The 17,218-nt window shown below is 46.1% G+C and carries 15 protein-coding genes and 1 rRNA gene; all 16 read right to left on the bottom strand.

What is annotated here, in order from left to right; translation table 11 throughout:
* Positions 1 to 605: ribosomal RNA gene (locus MSL71_RS26020) — 16S ribosomal RNA — on the bottom strand; the annotation flags it as partial.
* 886 nt (positions 606 to 1,491) lie between these two features.
* Positions 1,492 to 2,397: a dTDP-4-dehydrorhamnose reductase gene (gene rfbD, locus MSL71_RS26015; RefSeq protein ID WP_180147349.1), complete on the bottom strand. Its 906-nt coding sequence runs from the start codon at positions 2,395 to 2,397 to the stop codon at positions 1,492 to 1,494.
* Entirely contained in the window at positions 2,394 to 2,966 is a 573-nt protein-coding gene (gene rfbC / locus MSL71_RS26010) for a dTDP-4-dehydrorhamnose 3,5-epimerase (RefSeq protein ID WP_180147346.1), read from the bottom strand. Before rfbC ends, rfbD begins: the two co-directional genes overlap by 4 nt.
* Positions 2,963 to 3,844 (bottom strand): glucose-1-phosphate thymidylyltransferase RfbA, encoded by an 882-nt coding sequence (gene rfbA, locus MSL71_RS26005; protein ID WP_180147343.1) that lies wholly within the window; start codon positions 3,842 to 3,844, stop codon positions 2,963 to 2,965. The genes rfbC and rfbA overlap by 4 nt, the downstream gene beginning before the upstream one ends.
* A 33-nt stretch (positions 3,845 to 3,877) precedes the next feature.
* Entirely contained in the window at positions 3,878 to 4,927 is a 1,050-nt protein-coding gene (gene rfbB, locus MSL71_RS26000) for a dTDP-glucose 4,6-dehydratase (RefSeq protein ID WP_218951144.1), read from the bottom strand.
* Between the two features lie 81 nt (positions 4,928 to 5,008).
* Positions 5,009 to 5,308: a ComEA family DNA-binding protein gene (locus tag MSL71_RS25995; RefSeq protein WP_180147340.1), complete on the bottom strand. Its 300-nt coding sequence runs from the start codon at positions 5,306 to 5,308 to the stop codon at positions 5,009 to 5,011.
* A gap of 144 nt (positions 5,309 to 5,452) precedes the next feature.
* On the bottom strand, positions 5,453 to 7,351 hold the full coding sequence (locus MSL71_RS25990) for a polysaccharide biosynthesis protein (RefSeq protein WP_180147337.1): 1,899 nt from the start codon (positions 7,349 to 7,351) through the stop codon (positions 5,453 to 5,455).
* Positions 7,352 to 7,394: 43 nt separating this feature from the next.
* Complete coding sequence (locus MSL71_RS25985) at positions 7,395 to 8,570, bottom strand: DegT/DnrJ/EryC1/StrS family aminotransferase (protein ID WP_180147334.1); 1,176 nt, start codon at positions 8,568 to 8,570, stop codon at positions 7,395 to 7,397.
* A 75-nt stretch (positions 8,571 to 8,645) separates the two neighbouring features.
* Positions 8,646 to 9,308, bottom strand: coding sequence for an acetyltransferase (locus MSL71_RS25980; protein WP_180147331.1), 663 nt, complete (start codon positions 9,306 to 9,308; stop codon positions 8,646 to 8,648).
* Positions 9,305 to 9,907, bottom strand: coding sequence for a sugar transferase (locus MSL71_RS25975; protein ID WP_180147328.1), 603 nt, complete (start codon positions 9,905 to 9,907; stop codon positions 9,305 to 9,307). The genes MSL71_RS25980 and MSL71_RS25975 overlap by 4 nt, the downstream gene beginning before the upstream one ends.
* The gene (locus tag MSL71_RS25970; protein ID WP_180147325.1) at positions 9,907 to 11,121 is read right to left on the bottom strand and encodes a glycosyltransferase family 4 protein; all 1,215 of its coding nucleotides are present in this window, start codon (positions 11,119 to 11,121) and stop codon (positions 9,907 to 9,909) included. Before MSL71_RS25970 ends, MSL71_RS25975 begins: the two co-directional genes overlap by 1 nt.
* Positions 11,118 to 13,046: an alginate lyase family protein gene (locus tag MSL71_RS25965; RefSeq protein WP_180147322.1), complete on the bottom strand. Its 1,929-nt coding sequence runs from the start codon at positions 13,044 to 13,046 to the stop codon at positions 11,118 to 11,120. The genes MSL71_RS25970 and MSL71_RS25965 overlap by 4 nt, the downstream gene beginning before the upstream one ends.
* Before the next feature lie 8 nt (positions 13,047 to 13,054).
* Positions 13,055 to 14,194, bottom strand: a complete 1,140-nt coding sequence (gene wecB / locus MSL71_RS25960) for a non-hydrolyzing UDP-N-acetylglucosamine 2-epimerase (protein ID WP_180147318.1) — start codon at positions 14,192 to 14,194, stop codon at positions 13,055 to 13,057.
* A gap of 2 nt (positions 14,195 to 14,196) precedes the next feature.
* Positions 14,197 to 15,024, bottom strand: coding sequence for a class I SAM-dependent methyltransferase (locus MSL71_RS25955; protein WP_180147316.1), 828 nt, complete (start codon positions 15,022 to 15,024; stop codon positions 14,197 to 14,199).
* Positions 15,014 to 16,033, bottom strand: coding sequence for a beta propeller repeat protein (locus MSL71_RS25950; RefSeq protein ID WP_180147312.1), 1,020 nt, complete (start codon positions 16,031 to 16,033; stop codon positions 15,014 to 15,016). The genes MSL71_RS25955 and MSL71_RS25950 overlap by 11 nt, the downstream gene beginning before the upstream one ends.
* Positions 16,020 to 17,171 (bottom strand): glycosyltransferase family 4 protein, encoded by a 1,152-nt coding sequence (locus MSL71_RS25945; RefSeq protein WP_180147309.1) that lies wholly within the window; start codon positions 17,169 to 17,171, stop codon positions 16,020 to 16,022. Before MSL71_RS25945 ends, MSL71_RS25950 begins: the two co-directional genes overlap by 14 nt.
* Between the last annotated feature and the right edge of the window lie 47 nt (positions 17,172 to 17,218).

Genomic DNA, 17,218 nt, shown 5'->3' with positions numbered 1-17,218 from the left:
GGCCGCCTACGCGCCCTTTACGCCCAATAATTCCGAATAACGCTTGCACCCCCCGTGTTACCGCGGCTGCTGGCACGGAGTTAGCCGGTGCTTCCTTCAGTGGTACCGTCAATTCCCCTGTGTATTAAACAGGGAAGGTTTCTTCCCACTTGACAGAGCTTTACGACCCAAGAGCCTTCATCACTCACGCGGCGTTGCTGCGTCAGGGTTTCCCCCATTGCGCAAGATTCCTCACTGCTGCCTCCCGTAGGAGTCTGGACCGTGTGTCAGTTCCAGTGTGGCTGATCATCCTCTCAGACCAGCTACCCATCGTCGCCTTGGTAGGCCGTTACCCTACCAACAAGCTAATGGGACGCGAACTCATCCCCAAACAAGAGCTTCCAAGGAGAGGCCCTCTTTGATAACCCTAACCATGGAAAGAGTTATGTTATCCGGTATTAGCAGCCCTTTCGAACTGTTATCCCGAATTCAGGGGTAGATTATTCACGCGTTACTCACCCGTGCGCCACTTTACTCGTTTTCCGAAGAAAACTTTCTCGTTCGACTTGCATGTGTTAAGCACGCCGCCAGCGTTCATTCTGAGCCAGGATCAAACTCTCCAATTAAATCGTCAAACAAAATGACCCTAATTGGGTTTGATTTTGACAGAGACTCGCTCGTCTCAATGTTTCGCTGCTTACTGATTTTCAAAGATCAAGCACTTCGAGCAGACTCTTTTTGTAGAGTCAAACAACGTTGACGACACTAAACCATCGACTCAGCGCTGTCAAGAACAATTCGCAAAAAAACCCCCGCACTCGAAACCAGATAATGAATACCGAAGGCACCATTACGGTACGAGCCCAAGTTTATGCGAGCTTCTTAAAAATACCCCTTACAGCCATAGGGTGTCAACAGCTTTTTGGCGTCATTTATCATGCCATCCTACGTTCTTTTTGCATTCCAAACAGTTGCACAGCAGTACGGCACCCGACGCCCCCTGTTTTGGGGTAAAGCGCCCTAAAATTCAACACTGCGCTCCCCCACCAAAAGCCATTGAACCAATCGCGTCCACCTATACCCCAGGCGATACGCGATCAATCTCAAGCCGGACGACGTCTCGAGCGTTAGCCGGCGGTGACGGCATGGTGGGCAACCGCCCCTTGATCATTCACGGAACTATGGTATATTTGGATTTTTTCAAAGCAAGACATCCAGACAATCATTATCAAAGAAGGGTTCCGATATCCCGGAATAGAACCAACCATGAGTGCCGTTCGAGACAAATTTGACTTTGAGGTGGGGCAACTTGTCAAAAGCCCCTGCATCACGTGTAAAACCAAAAACCGCTTCCCGGCCTGCGCCGACGGATGTGAAACCCTTGACCGAATCAGGGGAATCCTGGCCAAGGGGGTCTCGTCCAGCTATTCGTCATTTGAGCCCACACCCTCTTCCTAAACCCAGCGGGTCGTGACAACGAACGGGGACAGAGTCCCGGACCACAGGCTTGCCCTACGGCTGCTTCAGAGCCTTCAATTCCCGCAGCTGGTGGGCCACGACCACATCAACGCCTTCATGCCAATCCCCCTGACGGATCCCGAACTCGCGCTCAATCCGGGAACAGTCCATAACAGAGTACCGGGGACGTTCCGCAGGTGTGGGGTACTCTTCTGTTGTGATGGGGTGGACCGCCCTTACCTTGCACCCAACTCCCAGACGCTTCACTTCGCCGATAATGGCATCTGCAAACTCATACCAACTGGATTGAGGAGCTCCGCAGTAATGATACACCCCCTGTGCAACGACCTCACTGGTGAGCCTCTGTTTCATCATCGAAAGGAGTGCATCCGCCAGATGCCCTGACCACGTGGGGCACCCGACCTGATCGCTGACCACGCGAATTTCCTCTCGCTCAAAAGCGAGCCTCACCATGGTTTTCAAAAAATTGGGCCCGTGCTCCCCAAAAAGCCAGGACGTCCTGACCACTGCGGCGCCGGGATGAGCCCCAAGGACCTTTTTCTCCCCTTCCGCCTTTGTCTTTCCATACACCGACCGGGGACCCACCAATGCATCATGGGCATACGGCTCAGCGCCTGTACCATCGAACACATAGTCTGTGGAGACATGGAGCAGGGGCAAGCCCTTTTCGCAACACAACTCCGCCACAAAGCCGGCCCCGTCCTGATTCACACGGGTTGCAGCGTCCACATCACGTTCTGCCTGGTCAACCTTGGTATACGCTGCGGCATTGATCACACCATGGCAGGAGACCTCACCAAACACGGCACGAAGCTGTTCTTTTGAAGCAATGTCGCACCTGCCATGGCCAACGGCCTCGATATCCAGACCATGATGCCCGCAACGAGCTTGGATATCCTTTCCGAGCTGTCCACCAGCACCAAGCAGGAGTATCTTCACGCCCCACCTCCCAGCGCCTCGTACACAGGAAGCCTGCAAGGTTCCACTTCCGCAAGGCACGGATAGACTTTGTCTTTTTCCGAAAGGATAGGATCTGAAACAGGCCACTCAATGCCGATCTGGGCATCCGACCAAAGGATCCCCCCCTCATCTTGCGGCATGTAGTAGTCACTGCATTTATAGGAGAACACAGCCTCGTCACTAAGGACGCAAAAACCGTGGGCAAAGCCTTCAGGAATGTAGAGTTGGCGGCCATTCTCGTCGGACAGCTCAGCCCCCACCCATTGACCGAAGGTGGGCGAGCCCACACGGATATCCACCGCCACATCGTAGACAGCGCCTTTGAGTACGTGAACCAGTTTGGCTTGAGGATGGGTTAGCTGGTAATGCAACCCACGAACCGTTCCGGCTTTAGACATGGAACAATTGTCCTGAACAAACCGAGAGGTAATGCCGAACGAGTTGTAGCGTTCCTGATGCCAGGATTCAAAAAAATAGCCTCGCTGGTCGCCATACCTTGTCGGTTCGATGAGTTTAATGTCCTCAATGGACGTAGAAAGAATCTTCATACCTCTTCAATCCCATATGAAAGCATCGACAGCAGATACTGACCGTAGCCCGTTTTCAGCATAGGCTGTGCAAGACGTTCGACCTGCTCAGCGTCGATGTACTGTTTTTTGTATGCAATTTCTTCAAGACATGCGACTTTAAGCCCTTGCCGGGCCTCGATGGTCTCGATAAAGCTTCCGGCTTGCATAAGGCTGGTGTGGGTTCCGGTATCCAGCCAAGCAGTCCCGCGGGATAATTTTTCTACATGCAGCGCATTCTCTTGCAGATATCGTCTATTGATATCCGTTATTTCCAACTCCCCACGGGCTGAGGGCTTCAATTCAGAGGCAAACTCAAGAACACGGTTGTCATAAAAATAGAGCCCGGTCACTGCCCAGTTCGACTTCGGTATTTCGGGTTTTTCCTCAATGTCCGTAACGCGTCCTTGTCCGTCAAAGCTCACGACACCGTATCGTTCGGGATCCGAAACCCAGTAACCGAACACTGTGGCCCCATTGGCTCTCTCAACAGCCGATTTAAGTTGACCAGTCAAGCCCTGTCCATAATAAATATTATCTCCCAGAATAAGGGCGACAGCGCTATCCCCGATGAAAGAACGTCCCAATGTGAACGCCTGAGCTAACCCTTCGGGACGCGGCTGCTCTACATAAGAAAAATCAAGCCCCCACTGGCCTCCATCCCCTAAAAGCGCACGAAACCGTGGAAGATCTTCAGGTGTGGAAATAATCAAAATTTCCCGAATTCCCCCCAGCATCAGAATAGACAAGGGGTAATAGATCATGGGTTTGTCGTAGACGGGAAGAAGTTGCTTGCTCACAACCTTTGTAATGGGATAAAGCCGTGTCCCCGAACCACCGGCCAGAATAATACCTTTCATGGTTTTCTCCTTGAAGCCGTGGTGAACTCAACATTACCTTTTTGCATAATTTATATCGATCCACTCCCTGTAGGCACCGCTTCTCACATCATCTACCCACGCCATATTGGCCAGATACCAATCGACGGTCTTCTCCAGTGCTGTTTCAAAAGTGAATGCAGGCTCCCACCCCAACTCGCTCTTAAGCTTCGACGCATCAATGGCATATCGAAAATCATGGCCCGGTCTGTCTTGCACAAATTCAATAAGCTCTCTGCTCGAAGACTCACAACCCAACTTCCGATCCACCAGATCACACAGAAATTCAACGATCTCGATATTCCGTCGCTCCGCCCCGCCGCCGATATTGTAGGTTTCGCCGTCCTTGCCACTGCAAAACACTCTCCAAATAGCGCTGCAATGATCCTCAACGTAAAGCCAGTCTCTCACATTCTCGCCTTTGCCGTAAACCGGTAAGGCTTTCTTATCCATGATATTCAGAATGATCAAGGGGATAAGTTTTTCCGGAAACTGATACGGCCCGTAGTTATTGGAACAATTGGTAATAACACAGGGAAAACCGTACGTCCTGCTATACGCTTTAACCAAGTGGTCAGACGATGCCTTGGAGGCCGAGTACGGGCTGGAGGGATCATAGGGTGTTGTCTCGGTAAACGCGCCACTCTCCCCCAGACTACCATACACTTCATCCGTTGAGATATGATGAAACCGATAAAAGGATGTATCTTTTTTCCAGTGGTTGCACGCGACATCCAATAAATTGAAGGTCCCTTTGATATTGGTATCAATAAAAGCCTCTGGCCCGAGGATAGAGCGATCCACATGTGACTCAGCCGCAAAATGAACCACCCCGGTAAACGCATGTTTATCAAACAATTGCTCCAGAAGCCCACGGTCTAAAATATCACCGTGAACGAATGCATAACGGTCTTCCTGCTGACAATCCGACAAACTCAACGGATTTCCGGCATAGGTTAACGAATCAAGGTTTACGATTCGACATTCCGAATCTTCAGAAAGTACGTATCGTATAAAATTGGACCCGATAAACCCGGCCCCACCGGTCACGAGTAGTCGATTCACATTGTCCCCCTTGGGCATCATTGAATAAAAAAAGCCACACCGTCTCCGATGTGGCTTGTATCAAATTTGAATGCGCTTGTATCAGAATTTTTTCTCAACAGCACCATCCTTGATCACAATACGCTCTTTGTTCAACTCAAATATCTTATCGCTTATCCCCTTAACCTTCTTGATGTCTTCGGGCTTTTCGAAAGGTCCCACACTCTCTCGATAATCAACAATTCGCTGAGAAACCTTCTCACCGATTCGCTTAAGGGACGACAACTCTTTGATAGATGCTGTGTTGATATTGACGGTTTTATCGACCGACGCAAACGTGTAAACAGAAAAGGCAAACATCAGGGCAATAACAGTGCAGGCAACAATAGTAAATCGTTTCATACTCATCTCCTTAGGAACCGCAGATCATCTGTGACAAACGAATTGCATACCAGAAAGTTCGACAAACACCGAAACAACCTACTGCATTTTCACTCTTTTATCATTGCCCACCGAATTTTCAAAGACTTTTTTTCCGAAAACACCTCAATGCTCTGCCGGATGATACTCCGGCACAATCTTCATGAGTCTCTTTCGAATCTCTTCACCGCATTGGTCTTCAGCCAATTCTTTTAAAGCCTCAATATTCCCGTTCAGTTTGACCAAATCTTTTTCCTGCCCACGAAGAACCATAATTTTCCTGTGCTCTGTAGGAACGATCCCTTCTCCATCAGTGATAAGCTCTTCATACAGCTTTTCACCAGGCCGAAGGCCAATGTACTTGATATCAATATCCACATCCGGCTCAAACCCCGAAAGACGAATAAAATCCCGAGCCAGTGCATCAATTTTGACAGGCTCTCCCATATCAAGGATGAAAATCTCACCACCTTCGCCCATGGCGCCCGCTTGCAGGATCAATTGGGCTGCTTCAGGTATGGTCATAAAATACCGTGTGATATCTTTATGAGTGACGGTAATGGGCCCCCCCTCTTCGATCTGCTTTTTGAAAAGAGGCAAAACACTTCCGGCACTTCCAACAACGTTGCCAAATCGTACTGCCATAAATTTGGTCTGGCAGTCACCATCATTCATCTGATTTAATACGGCCATCTCGGCAATTCGCTTAGTCGTTCCCATAACATTTGTAGGACGGACTGCCTTATCTGTTGAAACCAAAACAAATCGATTGACTCCATGCTGCTTAGAAACCTCCACTACATTCTGAGTTCCAATGATGTTATTCTTCACCGCCTTCCAAGCATGGTTTTCCATCATAGGTACATGTTTATAGGCCGCAGCATGAAAAACACACTGAGGTTTATATTTTTCAAATACCCTCTCTAGTTGGCTTGTGTATTGAATATCAGCAAGAACCGGCACCACCTCGAAGTGTGGGAAATGGTGTTTTAATTCCATATCAATAGCATAAAGGGGGCTTTCCGCCCGCTCAAACAAAATCACCTTCTCAGGATTGAACCGGCAAATCTGCCGACAAAGTTCAGAACCTATGGAACCGCCGGCACCAGTCACTAGCACAGTAGATTTTGTGAGCATCGTATTAATAATGCCAGAATCAAGTTTGATGTTATCCCGCCCGAGAAGATCGTTGTATGAAACCTCCCGAATGGAACTTACCGACACATCTCCGGAGATGATTTCACCCATACCTGGAATTGTTTTGTAGGTCAGGCGAGTTTCCTTACATGATGCTACAATGCGCCTCATTTGTTTGGATGTGGCAGATGCAATGGCTATCAAAAGTTCTTCTGCATTGGACCTCAAGGCAATATCCGTTAAATCGTCAATGCCTCCAATAACCTGTTTACCATGAATATATTTACCCTGTTTTGAGGGGTGGTCATCCACCAAACCAATCACTTGGTAATCGAGCCCGGCATTGTCTCTGATCTCGCGCAAAATTTTCTCGCCACTATTGCCGGCCCCAATGATCAAAAGCCTTTTGCGTTGCTTCCAAACCGATTCAGAGGCGCATTTAAAAAAACGTGGAAATACGAGTCGTGCCCAAATTTTGAATCGCCCTTCGAAGTAAATTCGAACCATTACGCGAAAACCAGAGATAAATAAAACAGTCAAAAACCAATCGATAACAAATACTGACCGAGACAGCCCTATAAATCGGTTTAAATACAACAAGAATAATACGATAAAAACCGAACTAACCGTCGACGCTTTTACTACATTAAAGAGGTCGGTAATACTTGTAAATCGCCACATCCCCCTGTATAGTTTAAAAAAACTAAACATCGCTACCTTAAAGGTAACAACCGAAAGCATCATGGCGCTGTCTGTCGATCTAAATCCGGTGGGTAGACTGAAATCAAAACGAATCAAGTGCGCCAGGTAAAATACACCCGTTAGTATGAGAAAATCTGATAAAACAACTATCAGGACACTGATTTTTCTAGTTTGTTTTATAATCATAACTTTAAATTCAACACCAGAGAGCCTAATTAAATACTAAAAGTTACATGGAAGCCCTTTGCCCCACTTGAACTAACGCATTACATACAGATGACATTTCATCATCAGTCAACGTGGGATGTACGAGAAACATTAAACTGGTATCACCAAGTTTTCGAGCGTTTACCAGCCTTTCTTCAGGTCTGTAGCAAGTATCGTCAAACGCTTTTTCCATATACACTTCCGGGCATATACCAGAATAGCAGGGCACCTCCATATCCGTTATTTCATGCATGATCCGATCCCTACTCCAATCTGGCTTTAATGCATCTTCACGCACAAAAATGTAGCACTTATACCAAGCATGCTCTACTCCTTCGGAAACGTCAGGAACACAATAGGCAGGTACATTACTGGCGGCATCCAAAATGCGATTTGCATTAATCGTACGTATCCGATGCCAATCGCTCATCCGCCGTAATTGAATACGACCAATGACAGCCTGCATCTCTGTCATTCGCCAGTTTGTACCAAACGACTCATGCAACCAGCGAAAACCTGGAGGGTGGTACCGTTCGTAAACAGCTTCCCATGACTTGCCATGGTCTTTATAGGTCCACATCCTCCCCCAAAGATCAGGATCATTGGTTGTCACCATCCCACCCTCACCGCCGGTGGTCATGATTTTGTCCTGACAAAACGACCAAGCACCCACATGCCCTATAGACCCGACAGGACGTCCCTTGTAGCAGGCTCCATGGGCTTGAGCGCAGTCTTCAATAACAAAAAGACCATATTCATTTGCCACGTCCATAATCGAGTCCATATCACAGGGCCAACCGGCTAGATGAACGCACACAATTGCTTTTGTACTCGGTGTAAGAACAGCACGAACACTTGCGGCAGTTATGTTTTGGCTCTCAAGATCTACATCCGCAAAGACCGGTTTTGCGCCAGCCATAACTATCGTTGAAACCGAGGCGAGGAAGGTCCGACAGGTAACGATCACCTCATCACCAGTGCCAATGCGCAAAGCTTTAAGGGCCACATCAAGGGCAACGGTTCCATTGGCAAGTGCAATGGCATGTTTTGATTCCGTCCAGCTTGCAAACTCTTTTTCGAATTCGCGGCATTCAGAACCTGTCCAGTAATTGACTTTATTCGAGAGAAGAACATCACGAACAGCATTGGCTTCTTCTTCTGTGAAACTTGGCCAAGGAGAAAACGATGTATTAAGCATTTAAAACCACAATATTAATATAGATTACCAAACAATTATTAAATACAATCAAATTGATACAAACAGCTCATAATGTTAAGGATAAGTATTGATTGACCGTGCAGGGTTGCCGACAACCGTAACGCCAGCAGGAACATCTTTAGTTACAACAGCACCCATACCGATGATCGCACCTGCACCGATGGTCAAGGGCTTTGAGGTAGTGCCTTGCTTGATCATGGCCCCTGTTCCAATGTATGCATGATCCCCAATGACAACATTTCCATTGCATTTTACACCAGGAGCAAACGTAACGTAGTCCCCAACCACACAATCATGGGCGACATAACTATACAGGTTTGCATGAAAATATGATCCGATTGAAACATCAGAGGTTATGGTAACAAACGGGCATATGACCGCCCCCAACCCGATCTGAACATTATTCATGATCAGAGAATTCTGGGCCCTTACAGTTATCGGATCAATGCCATCTTTCTCACACTTTATCGACAATTTTTTACGTACATACCCATCGGCAATTGCAATCACAATTTTTTTTTGGGAATAGGAACTATCGAGAAACTCAGGATACGACAAGATCGGATAGTTAATATTTTTATGATCTGAAGGATCGTCATCAACAAAAACAACATCCTCGATATTTTCTAAATTTTTGTCGAGTTGATTTATAAGGACAGGAAAAACTTCGCGACCAAAACCACTATTGCCATAAACACCGTAGATGATTTTTTTCATATATCATTTCCTGTCGAACCCGTAAAACAAGACATCGTAGCCTCCCCCTCAGCACTGACCCCTTCTCTCTTGAACACCTTCAAGACAGTAAAAATAAGAATTCTGATATCAAGAATTAAAGAGTGATTATCAATATACCATACATCCAGTTTGAATTTATCCTCCCATGCCAAGCCATTACGACCATTAATCTGTGCCCATCCTGTAATACCCGGGCGCATATCATGCCGCCTATTTTGCTCAGAATTATATAGCGGAAGGTACTCCATCAACAAAGGACGAGGCCCCACCAAACTCATATCACCCTTGAGCACGTTCCATAGCTCGGGTAACTCATCAAGACTGGTGGAACGCAAAAAATTGCCGAAAGGAGTCATGCGTAGAGCGTCTGGTAACTGATGTCCATTTTGCCCCAAGGCATCCACCATGGTTCGAAACTTGATTATTTGAAAAGGGTTTCCATTCAGTCCGGGACGTTGTTGTCGAAACAAAATAGGCGATCCCAACTTCTTCCAAACCATCAGACCCACTACTGATAAAACAGGAGAGAGAATTACTATCGCAACCAAGGCTACCGAAAAGTCCACAACACGTTTCATTAAACAGCTCCAGTAACCCATTCAACCCACTCATTAGCCAAATGCTTACGATCAAATGAAAGTTCTGCTAACCGACGGGAATTTTGCCCCATGGTGACAAGCCTATGCATTTCGTCCATTGCCGATTCAAGTGCATCCGCAAATGCAACTGGACTTTCAGGAGGAACAACAAACCCGCACTGATGATCCTCGATCATTTCTGCAAGCCACCCGGGGTAATTATTCAAGACAGGAAGACCTGAAGAAATATAGTCAAAAAATTTATTGGGGGAGGTGCCAAAATAGAAAGCAGGTACATTGGCCAGAATCTGTAAGCCTATGTCGGCACCAGCCATAAGTCCGGCAAGCTTCATTTTATTAACTGGAGGATGAAAAATCACATTTCCCAAGCCCTCTATCTTGACTCTATGCTGTAAAGCATTCTTGCATTTACCCTGCCCCACAAGAACCATTTTAATATCGTTACGCCCTCTACGCTTCAGTTCGGCGGCAGTACCCAGAACTATCTCCAAGCCATTGGCAACACCATGAGTGCCTGTAAATATTGCCATCAGATCACTATCGCATACTCCGACGGGACGCCATGGATCGACCTCATCGCAAAAAATGCTCAAATCGCAACCGTTGGGCACCAACGCAATTCTGGTCTTTTCAACACCCCGATTGGCAATCCCCTCTACAATTCCAGGGGAGAGTCCGATACAGCGATTGGCAGAGCGGTAAGAAGCCCACTCCAGCAACGACATAAGCCAAAGCACTACCGGATTTTTTATCGCTCCCATTTCTCTCGGTAGTTCTGGCCAGAGATCACGTACCTCAAACACAAAGGGTTTACCACGTAACCAACGAGCAAAAATACCAGGAATACCTGCCGTAAGAGGTGTCGTTGTGGCAAACAAAACATCGTATTTTTCGCTGAATGCCAAGCTAATGCTTCGCAAGGCAAACTTTATAAATGTCCTAACCCGCTTTACAAAACTATCGTTATTTGAATAATTAAGATCAAACTCGATCACGCGAATACCATCAACAAAGCCCTGCCGACGACCGTACCTGAATGGCATTTTCAGGCCTGTTTCACCGCCCCCATAACTGCCACACACCATGGTTATCTCATGACCATGCTCAATCAATTGACGGGCCATTTGATAGGAACGTATGCCTGCAGCCCCTTTGGGTGTAGAAAAATGCTGATGAAAATATAACACTCTCATTTTACGTCCTTGAATCTAACCTCAGTGGTAATAACCGTCGTTCCTGCCCCAACTTCTATTTCCCATACAGGAAGAGTGGTGCGGTTCAGGTAATACTTTGATTCCCAACCTTGAACCAGTTCCCTACGCACGGCCAATTGATCAGATTGAACTTTAATATCGGCCAATTCTCCCCGACAAACATCTCTTTCCAGAACCCATTTCCCGGGCATAAGACGCCAACGCAATGTTGCGTAAGAGAACGGGCCATTGATCACATCAACTATTCGCCAGCAATATCCCTGTTCACTGTCAACAGAAACAGTGCGTTGATGGCGACAGCCTCGATAGTCTATATAGGACCCACTCCAGGAGATTGTCTTGTTGTCCCTACTGATATCACTTATACTCTCCATCTCTGTCCATGCGCCAAATAAAAAACGACCAAGACGAGGCATCTGGTCACGCCCATCAAACTGAACCGTATTATGCGCTTCTGCGCCCGGAAAATATGACTGCCAGATAGAATCGGCATTATAACCAAAAGAGCCAGCATCACGTAAAACGTTCTGTCCGGCAGTCCACAGGTCAAAATGCAAGGCATCAGCATGCCCAGGACGAAACCGGTGGATAGGGCAACGTACCAGCCCCCAAGAGACGCCATTGCCTCCATTACCAGGAACAAGCGTCGCATAACCGCCATCTTTGAACACACAGCTTTTTCGATCAGGAGTCACTCTTTTGAAAACGTTGTTAATCCTCAGCCATTTAAGAGATTCATCCCAAGGCCCCCCCGGATATAAGGCTCTTCCCTTATAAAGAAACCCTCCAAGCTGAACGCTAGGACGATAATCTCTAAAACCCGTTGTGCTCAATACAAACAAGCGGGCACCGTCATTTGCACCTAAATTGGGGGCATCCCCGGTGTAAGGGTCCACCAACTGACAGAGCCATTCCACCGCACCAGTCACCCGCGAATAAAAGCGTTCAGAAAATGGTCGTAACTTCAATTCTCGCCGCCAGAACTCCACCATATTCAAGGTGTCCAACACTACACGATGATAATTCACTGAATACTGTGCAAAACTACCGTCTTTTTCAATCAGTCGACTGACCCTGGTTTCGAGCAAAAGCCGTCCGGTTCGACTCCACTTCAAAAATTTGCGTTTCAAAACAGGTGTATCGGAAACCTTGGCAAGCCATGCTCCGCAGACATATAATGCTGCTGCTTCACTGGTGCCATGATTATTATCCTGGGCGAGAGCATAATAAATCGTGGGGAAAATACGCTGGCAATGTTCCGAGACAAAGCGCATCAGGCCTGGCAAAGGGGTTTTATGCTGACGCAAAATAAACGCGGCCAGAAGAGTCTGAAGCACACGTATTGAAGCCTCCTGAGCACATCGCCAGTTGGGGCCACAATTTAAGGGGTTTTCTTGAGTCCAGTCAGAGGACCAATCATTAATGGCCTTAAAATATCGGTCATCGCCGCTCAAGCGGTATGCCCGAGCATAGACAATCATCCAGTCAAAACGTGAAACTTCCCAAATAGTCTTGATGTCACCGATACCGGTATCAAATTCAGATCCATCCGACCAATGACATCCATTGTCTTCAATGCGATGTCCATTAAAAGGATTGGTAAACCACTGCGGTGGAGAACCAACCATAAACGACCTGTCTCCAAAATACTGACATGTTCCGTTCAATAATTCATCAGCGACGTGCAACACTTCATCGACTTCAACTGACTCTGCCGTTACAGTGGAGCTATTGCCAGGCAAAGTAAACAACGGATCAATATAACCATCCTGCCGAGGCATCATTCTCTGGATCAATCCAGTGAGGAGCATGCAACGATAAAGTGCCACTGCAATGATATTGAATGGCCCAAGGCGCAGGAGTGTCTTGAACAAGTCAATTTTGGTTCTGAAATAATCCGTCATTGAAAAAATCAATTGACCGCACCACACCCGAAAGAATTATCTGCGAACACCGCCAGGAGGTGATCAACAATCCTCTGAGATGCATTGCCATCCCATTTTTCAGGAATCATTGCAGGACGCACCATACCGTTCAGAACATTTCTGGCCGCTGATAATATTTTCTCAGGGCGATTACCGACAATCACATTGGTACCCATTTCACAGGTGATCGGACGCTCGGTGTTATGACGCATGGTGATGCAGGGAACTCTTAGCACTGTGGTCTCTTCCTGCAAACCGCCGCTATCAGTCAAAACCATGGCGGCATGCATATTCAAATGTAAAAAATCAAGATAACCCAGGGGTTGAGTCATCCATATACCGTTAACAGGTAAGTCTCTTGAAAAGTAGTCGGTCAGCCCGTACTCTTCTGCCATCTTACGGGTACGCGGATGAACTGGGAAAATGACCGGGATTTCATTTGAAATTTCCTGAAGGGCATCCAAAATGCCCTTTAACGTCTCCGGATCATCCACATTGGAAGGTCGATGAATGGTCAATGTGGCATATTTACCGGTTTGCAGCCCCCAATCATCCTTTAACGTCATCTTCTCAGCCAGCAGCCGATGCTTGAGTAATGTATCTATCATCACGTTTCCGACAAAAAAGATCTTTTCCTGCGGAACGCCCTCAGCTCTCAGGTTCTCATTAGCAATGCGATCGGTAGTGAACAGATAATCACAAAGGACGTCGGTACAGAGACGATTAATTTCTTCAGGCATCGCCATATCACGTGACCGCAACCCCGCCTCGACATGAGCCACAGATATGCCCATTTTTTTAGCAGTAATGGTACAGGCCATGGTTGAATTGACATCCCCCACCACAATGACAAGATCTGGTTCTTCATGTCGACAGACCTTTTCAAATTCTACCATGATTGCAGCAGTCTGCTCAGCATGCGAACCAGAGCCAACGCCCAGGTTGATATCCGGCACGGGCATGCCCAGATCATCAAAAAAAGACTCACTCATCTTTTCATCATAATGCTGACCGGTATGCAGTAGTATATGATCAATTTCATCGGGGTGTAAATTCATGGCTTCAATAATTGGAGCCATCTTCATGAAATTTGGGCGGGCACCCACCACATTAATAACTTTGAGCATTACTATACCTTCTCTGCTACAATCGAATATGAAACGCCAAGGTGTCTATAGAAACCTGAATGTATGAGCATGTTCTCAAACTGTTGCGCTTTGGAAGCGATACTGGGCATCGAAAATAAAAAGGGAGGTATGCCACACTGGATCTTCGACTTTTTAACTTTACATCCAAGCCGTTCCAACTCTTTTCCCATCTCACCTGGGCTTAATACACCGGGACGTTTCCTAGACGGCATGCACCGACTGTATATATTGGAACAATTTCCATCCACAATCACAATCTTACCCCCCGGGTTCAAGACCTCAACCATCTTAGGAAGCAGCAACGTGGCTGGTTTCATGAGATTAAAAGCAAACAAAGAAAAGAAAACATCAACAGGAGCAAACTCTTCATAGGAAAATTCAAGGGTATTTCCTTGATAAAAATTTGCTGATAAAATTTGGGAATGCCGTTGATATATTTCCTTCCGCTTATTACAGACAGCTACCAGTTCTGCATCAAGTTCTATCCCTGTAACATCCGCTCCGAGAAGAGCAAATAATAAGGAGGAAGCGCCTGTTCCACAGCCAAGTTCAATAATTTTCGGATGAGGGCAACCAGCAAATATTTCACGGACGGTGTCTATCCAGATAGGGTAAAAATGATATTCAAAAAAAGCCCTTGTCTTCCTGTTTAAAAATCTTTGATACAGTGCATCATTCAAAAGATCGATATCTCTCTCGGTAAAAACACCTTGCTCTATTTCTATTTCAATATTTTCAAGATACCTTTTAATAATCTCTTGGTTAAACGATTCCATGTTTTCCGGAATAGACAAGTCATTATATTGCATTATTAAAAATCTCCCTCACATCCATCTTCTGCAACGTTTCATGCTGCTCCGTTGCAAATGGCGTAATCCACAGGTAATCAGAATCATTATGACCGGAAGGGAAAAATGTCTGACCATACTGAAACAGTTTCTTAGGCCATCTATCCTTATTAAAACGGGCAACACAAGTCCAAGCTGAGCCATCCTGCGACCCCCATACACACGAGCAATTACAATTATTTACATCACTCGGCTCGACTGCCGTTGAAAAAAACAATCGACCGTTTACTTCCCCCCCCCAGAAAACGGAGCCTTCCACGGCATGTATCCGCTCAACACGACCAGATGTTCTTTCGAAACGATATAAATAATTTTTCTCCAAGGGGGTATCAGACCCCCAATACACATATTCTGCAGAAAAAAGAAGCTGTACAGCTCTGTACTGCTGTGACCCGTGAAGTACGCATTCAAGGGACTGAAAATTATCCGTGGTCCTCCACAAAGCAGATTCACTATCGGTATCCCCGGTTGTTACCCAGATAGCATCAGTATAAGAGTCATAAAATACACCATGCACATGTCTCACGGAATCAAAATGCCATACCGGATTCCAGGACACCCCCTTGTCACTACTACCCCATACATGAATAGTTGACCGTTCAGAATTATCGCGATATTCACCATAGTATAAACCTTCCGGTGCATCACATAAAGAGAGCGGACGTTTTCCATAAACTGGAGCAACAGATCTAACAGAACTGCCATTTAAGTCAACTGAGTAAATTGATCCATAGCCAAGGACAACCATACAGTCTTTATCAACCCACGCTACATGATCAATTTTCTGACGAAACAATCTCGACGTAATGACGGTCATCCCTTTTAGCTGGTTAATAGATGGAATCGGAATTGAAATTTCAAAACTCCATGTTTCACCATAATCATAGCTTATAAACAACTTGTTTTTTCTTGAAATAACTAGGGCTGCCCCATTGCAGCACTGCACAAGTCCTCTACTATTTTGTAACAAGGAGACCTCTTTCTTTCAAAACCTGCAACAATACGTTGACACGACAATCCCACGAGTGATGTCGCAGAGCCTCCTGTCGAGCATTGTAAGCTAGCTGCGATGCGAATTTTGGATCTTCGATCAGGCTAATGATCTTATTTACCAAGTCATCTGGATCATCCCACTTAAAAAGCAAACCACATTTGTCATTCCCCAAAACTTCTCTAGCCTGTGGAGTGTCAGCATGTATAATTGGCTTAGAGGAAGCCATATATTCAAACAGTTTAATGGGTGAGTTCTGAAATGTTTCCGGATGGGCTGTATTTATGCATACATCGAAGCTCCGATATAGCGGTGGAACTTGGTCAAAAGGAATTGGTCCATGAAAAACCACATTTTTTTGCCTGACTGCCCTACGCTGCAGTGCTTCACTATATGGGCCTTCTCCATATATATTAAAAACGACCTCAGGGTATTGGTGTACAATAATTCGGGCTGCATCCAGCATAACTTCCAACCCATACCTCTCTTTAAGCACACCAAGATACCCGATATTGAATCCTTTTTGGGTACATGAACAAGAAGTTTCCACCGTAGAGGAAAACCGTGAAAGATCAACCCCATTAGGTAACACTATTGAATGTATGGCAAAATGCTCCCCTATAACCTGTAACAACTCATGCTTGTTTTTTGTCGAGACACTTATCATTAAATCAGCTGAACGAATAGCAAGCCGGTCGATAAATTTGCCCCATCTGTACCTTTGAGATAAAAAGCTATTCACCTCAAGCACCAATGGAATGTCACCCAGTATTTTTTTTACAATCGGAATCCAGGGGGCAAAACCGGCCGAATACCGAATATAACAAAACTTAGGGTCACATTTATCAACCAAGCCATGAATTTTTTTCGTCAGCTTTGCATTCCACACTTGCCGGCCAAAAGTAGATCTTGATCGCAACATTACCTTATTCTGTTGCGATTGACTCAAGTCTAAAGCACTGTTTGTTTCATGCGCAATATATTCAACATGAACACCACACCGTTTCAAACCATGTATTATGCCTAAAGCATGCGTAACATGTCCACCGACACCATTGTTTTGAGAAAAAAAGTGTGGCACAGGCAGTATATATATACATTTATCGTCTTGCCCCATAAGATGTGCTCTTAACCCCTGGATTAATTAACTCACTATTTTAATGG

The sequence above is a fragment of the Desulfoluna butyratoxydans genome (genome assembly GCF_900699765.1).
Lineage (GTDB): Bacteria > Desulfobacterota > Desulfobacteria > Desulfobacterales > Desulfolunaceae > Desulfoluna > Desulfoluna butyratoxydans.
This window is presented reverse-complemented; position numbering and strand designations above follow the sequence as displayed.

Excerpts from the sequence above, each read along its gene's own strand:
- MSL71_RS25965 (WP_180147322.1), bottom strand. The coding sequence starts at position 13,046 with ATGACGGATTATTTCAGAACCAAAATTGACTTGTTCAAGACACTCCTG.
- wecB (WP_180147318.1), bottom strand. The coding sequence starts at position 14,194 with ATGCTCAAAGTTATTAATGTGGTGGGTGCCCGCCCAAATTTCATGAAG.
- rfbA (WP_180147343.1), bottom strand. The coding sequence starts at position 3,844 with ATGAAAGGTATTATTCTGGCCGGTGGTTCGGGGACACGGCTTTATCCC.
- MSL71_RS25945 (WP_180147309.1), bottom strand. The coding sequence starts at position 17,171 with ATGGGGCAAGACGATAAATGTATATATATACTGCCTGTGCCACACTTT.
- MSL71_RS25995 (WP_180147340.1), bottom strand. The coding sequence starts at position 5,308 with ATGAAACGATTTACTATTGTTGCCTGCACTGTTATTGCCCTGATGTTT.
- MSL71_RS25975 (WP_180147328.1), bottom strand. The coding sequence starts at position 9,907 with ATGAAACGTGTTGTGGACTTTTCGGTAGCCTTGGTTGCGATAGTAATT.
- MSL71_RS25980 (WP_180147331.1), bottom strand. The coding sequence starts at position 9,308 with ATGAAAAAAATCATCTACGGTGTTTATGGCAATAGTGGTTTTGGTCGC.
- MSL71_RS25990 (WP_180147337.1), bottom strand. The coding sequence starts at position 7,351 with ATGATTATAAAACAAACTAGAAAAATCAGTGTCCTGATAGTTGTTTTA.
- rfbC (WP_180147346.1), bottom strand. The coding sequence starts at position 2,966 with ATGAAGATTCTTTCTACGTCCATTGAGGACATTAAACTCATCGAACCG.
- MSL71_RS25970 (WP_180147325.1), bottom strand. The coding sequence starts at position 11,121 with ATGAGAGTGTTATATTTTCATCAGCATTTTTCTACACCCAAAGGGGCT.
- MSL71_RS25985 (WP_180147334.1), bottom strand. The coding sequence starts at position 8,570 with ATGCTTAATACATCGTTTTCTCCTTGGCCAAGTTTCACAGAAGAAGAA.
- MSL71_RS25955 (WP_180147316.1), bottom strand. The coding sequence starts at position 15,024 with ATGCAATATAATGACTTGTCTATTCCGGAAAACATGGAATCGTTTAAC.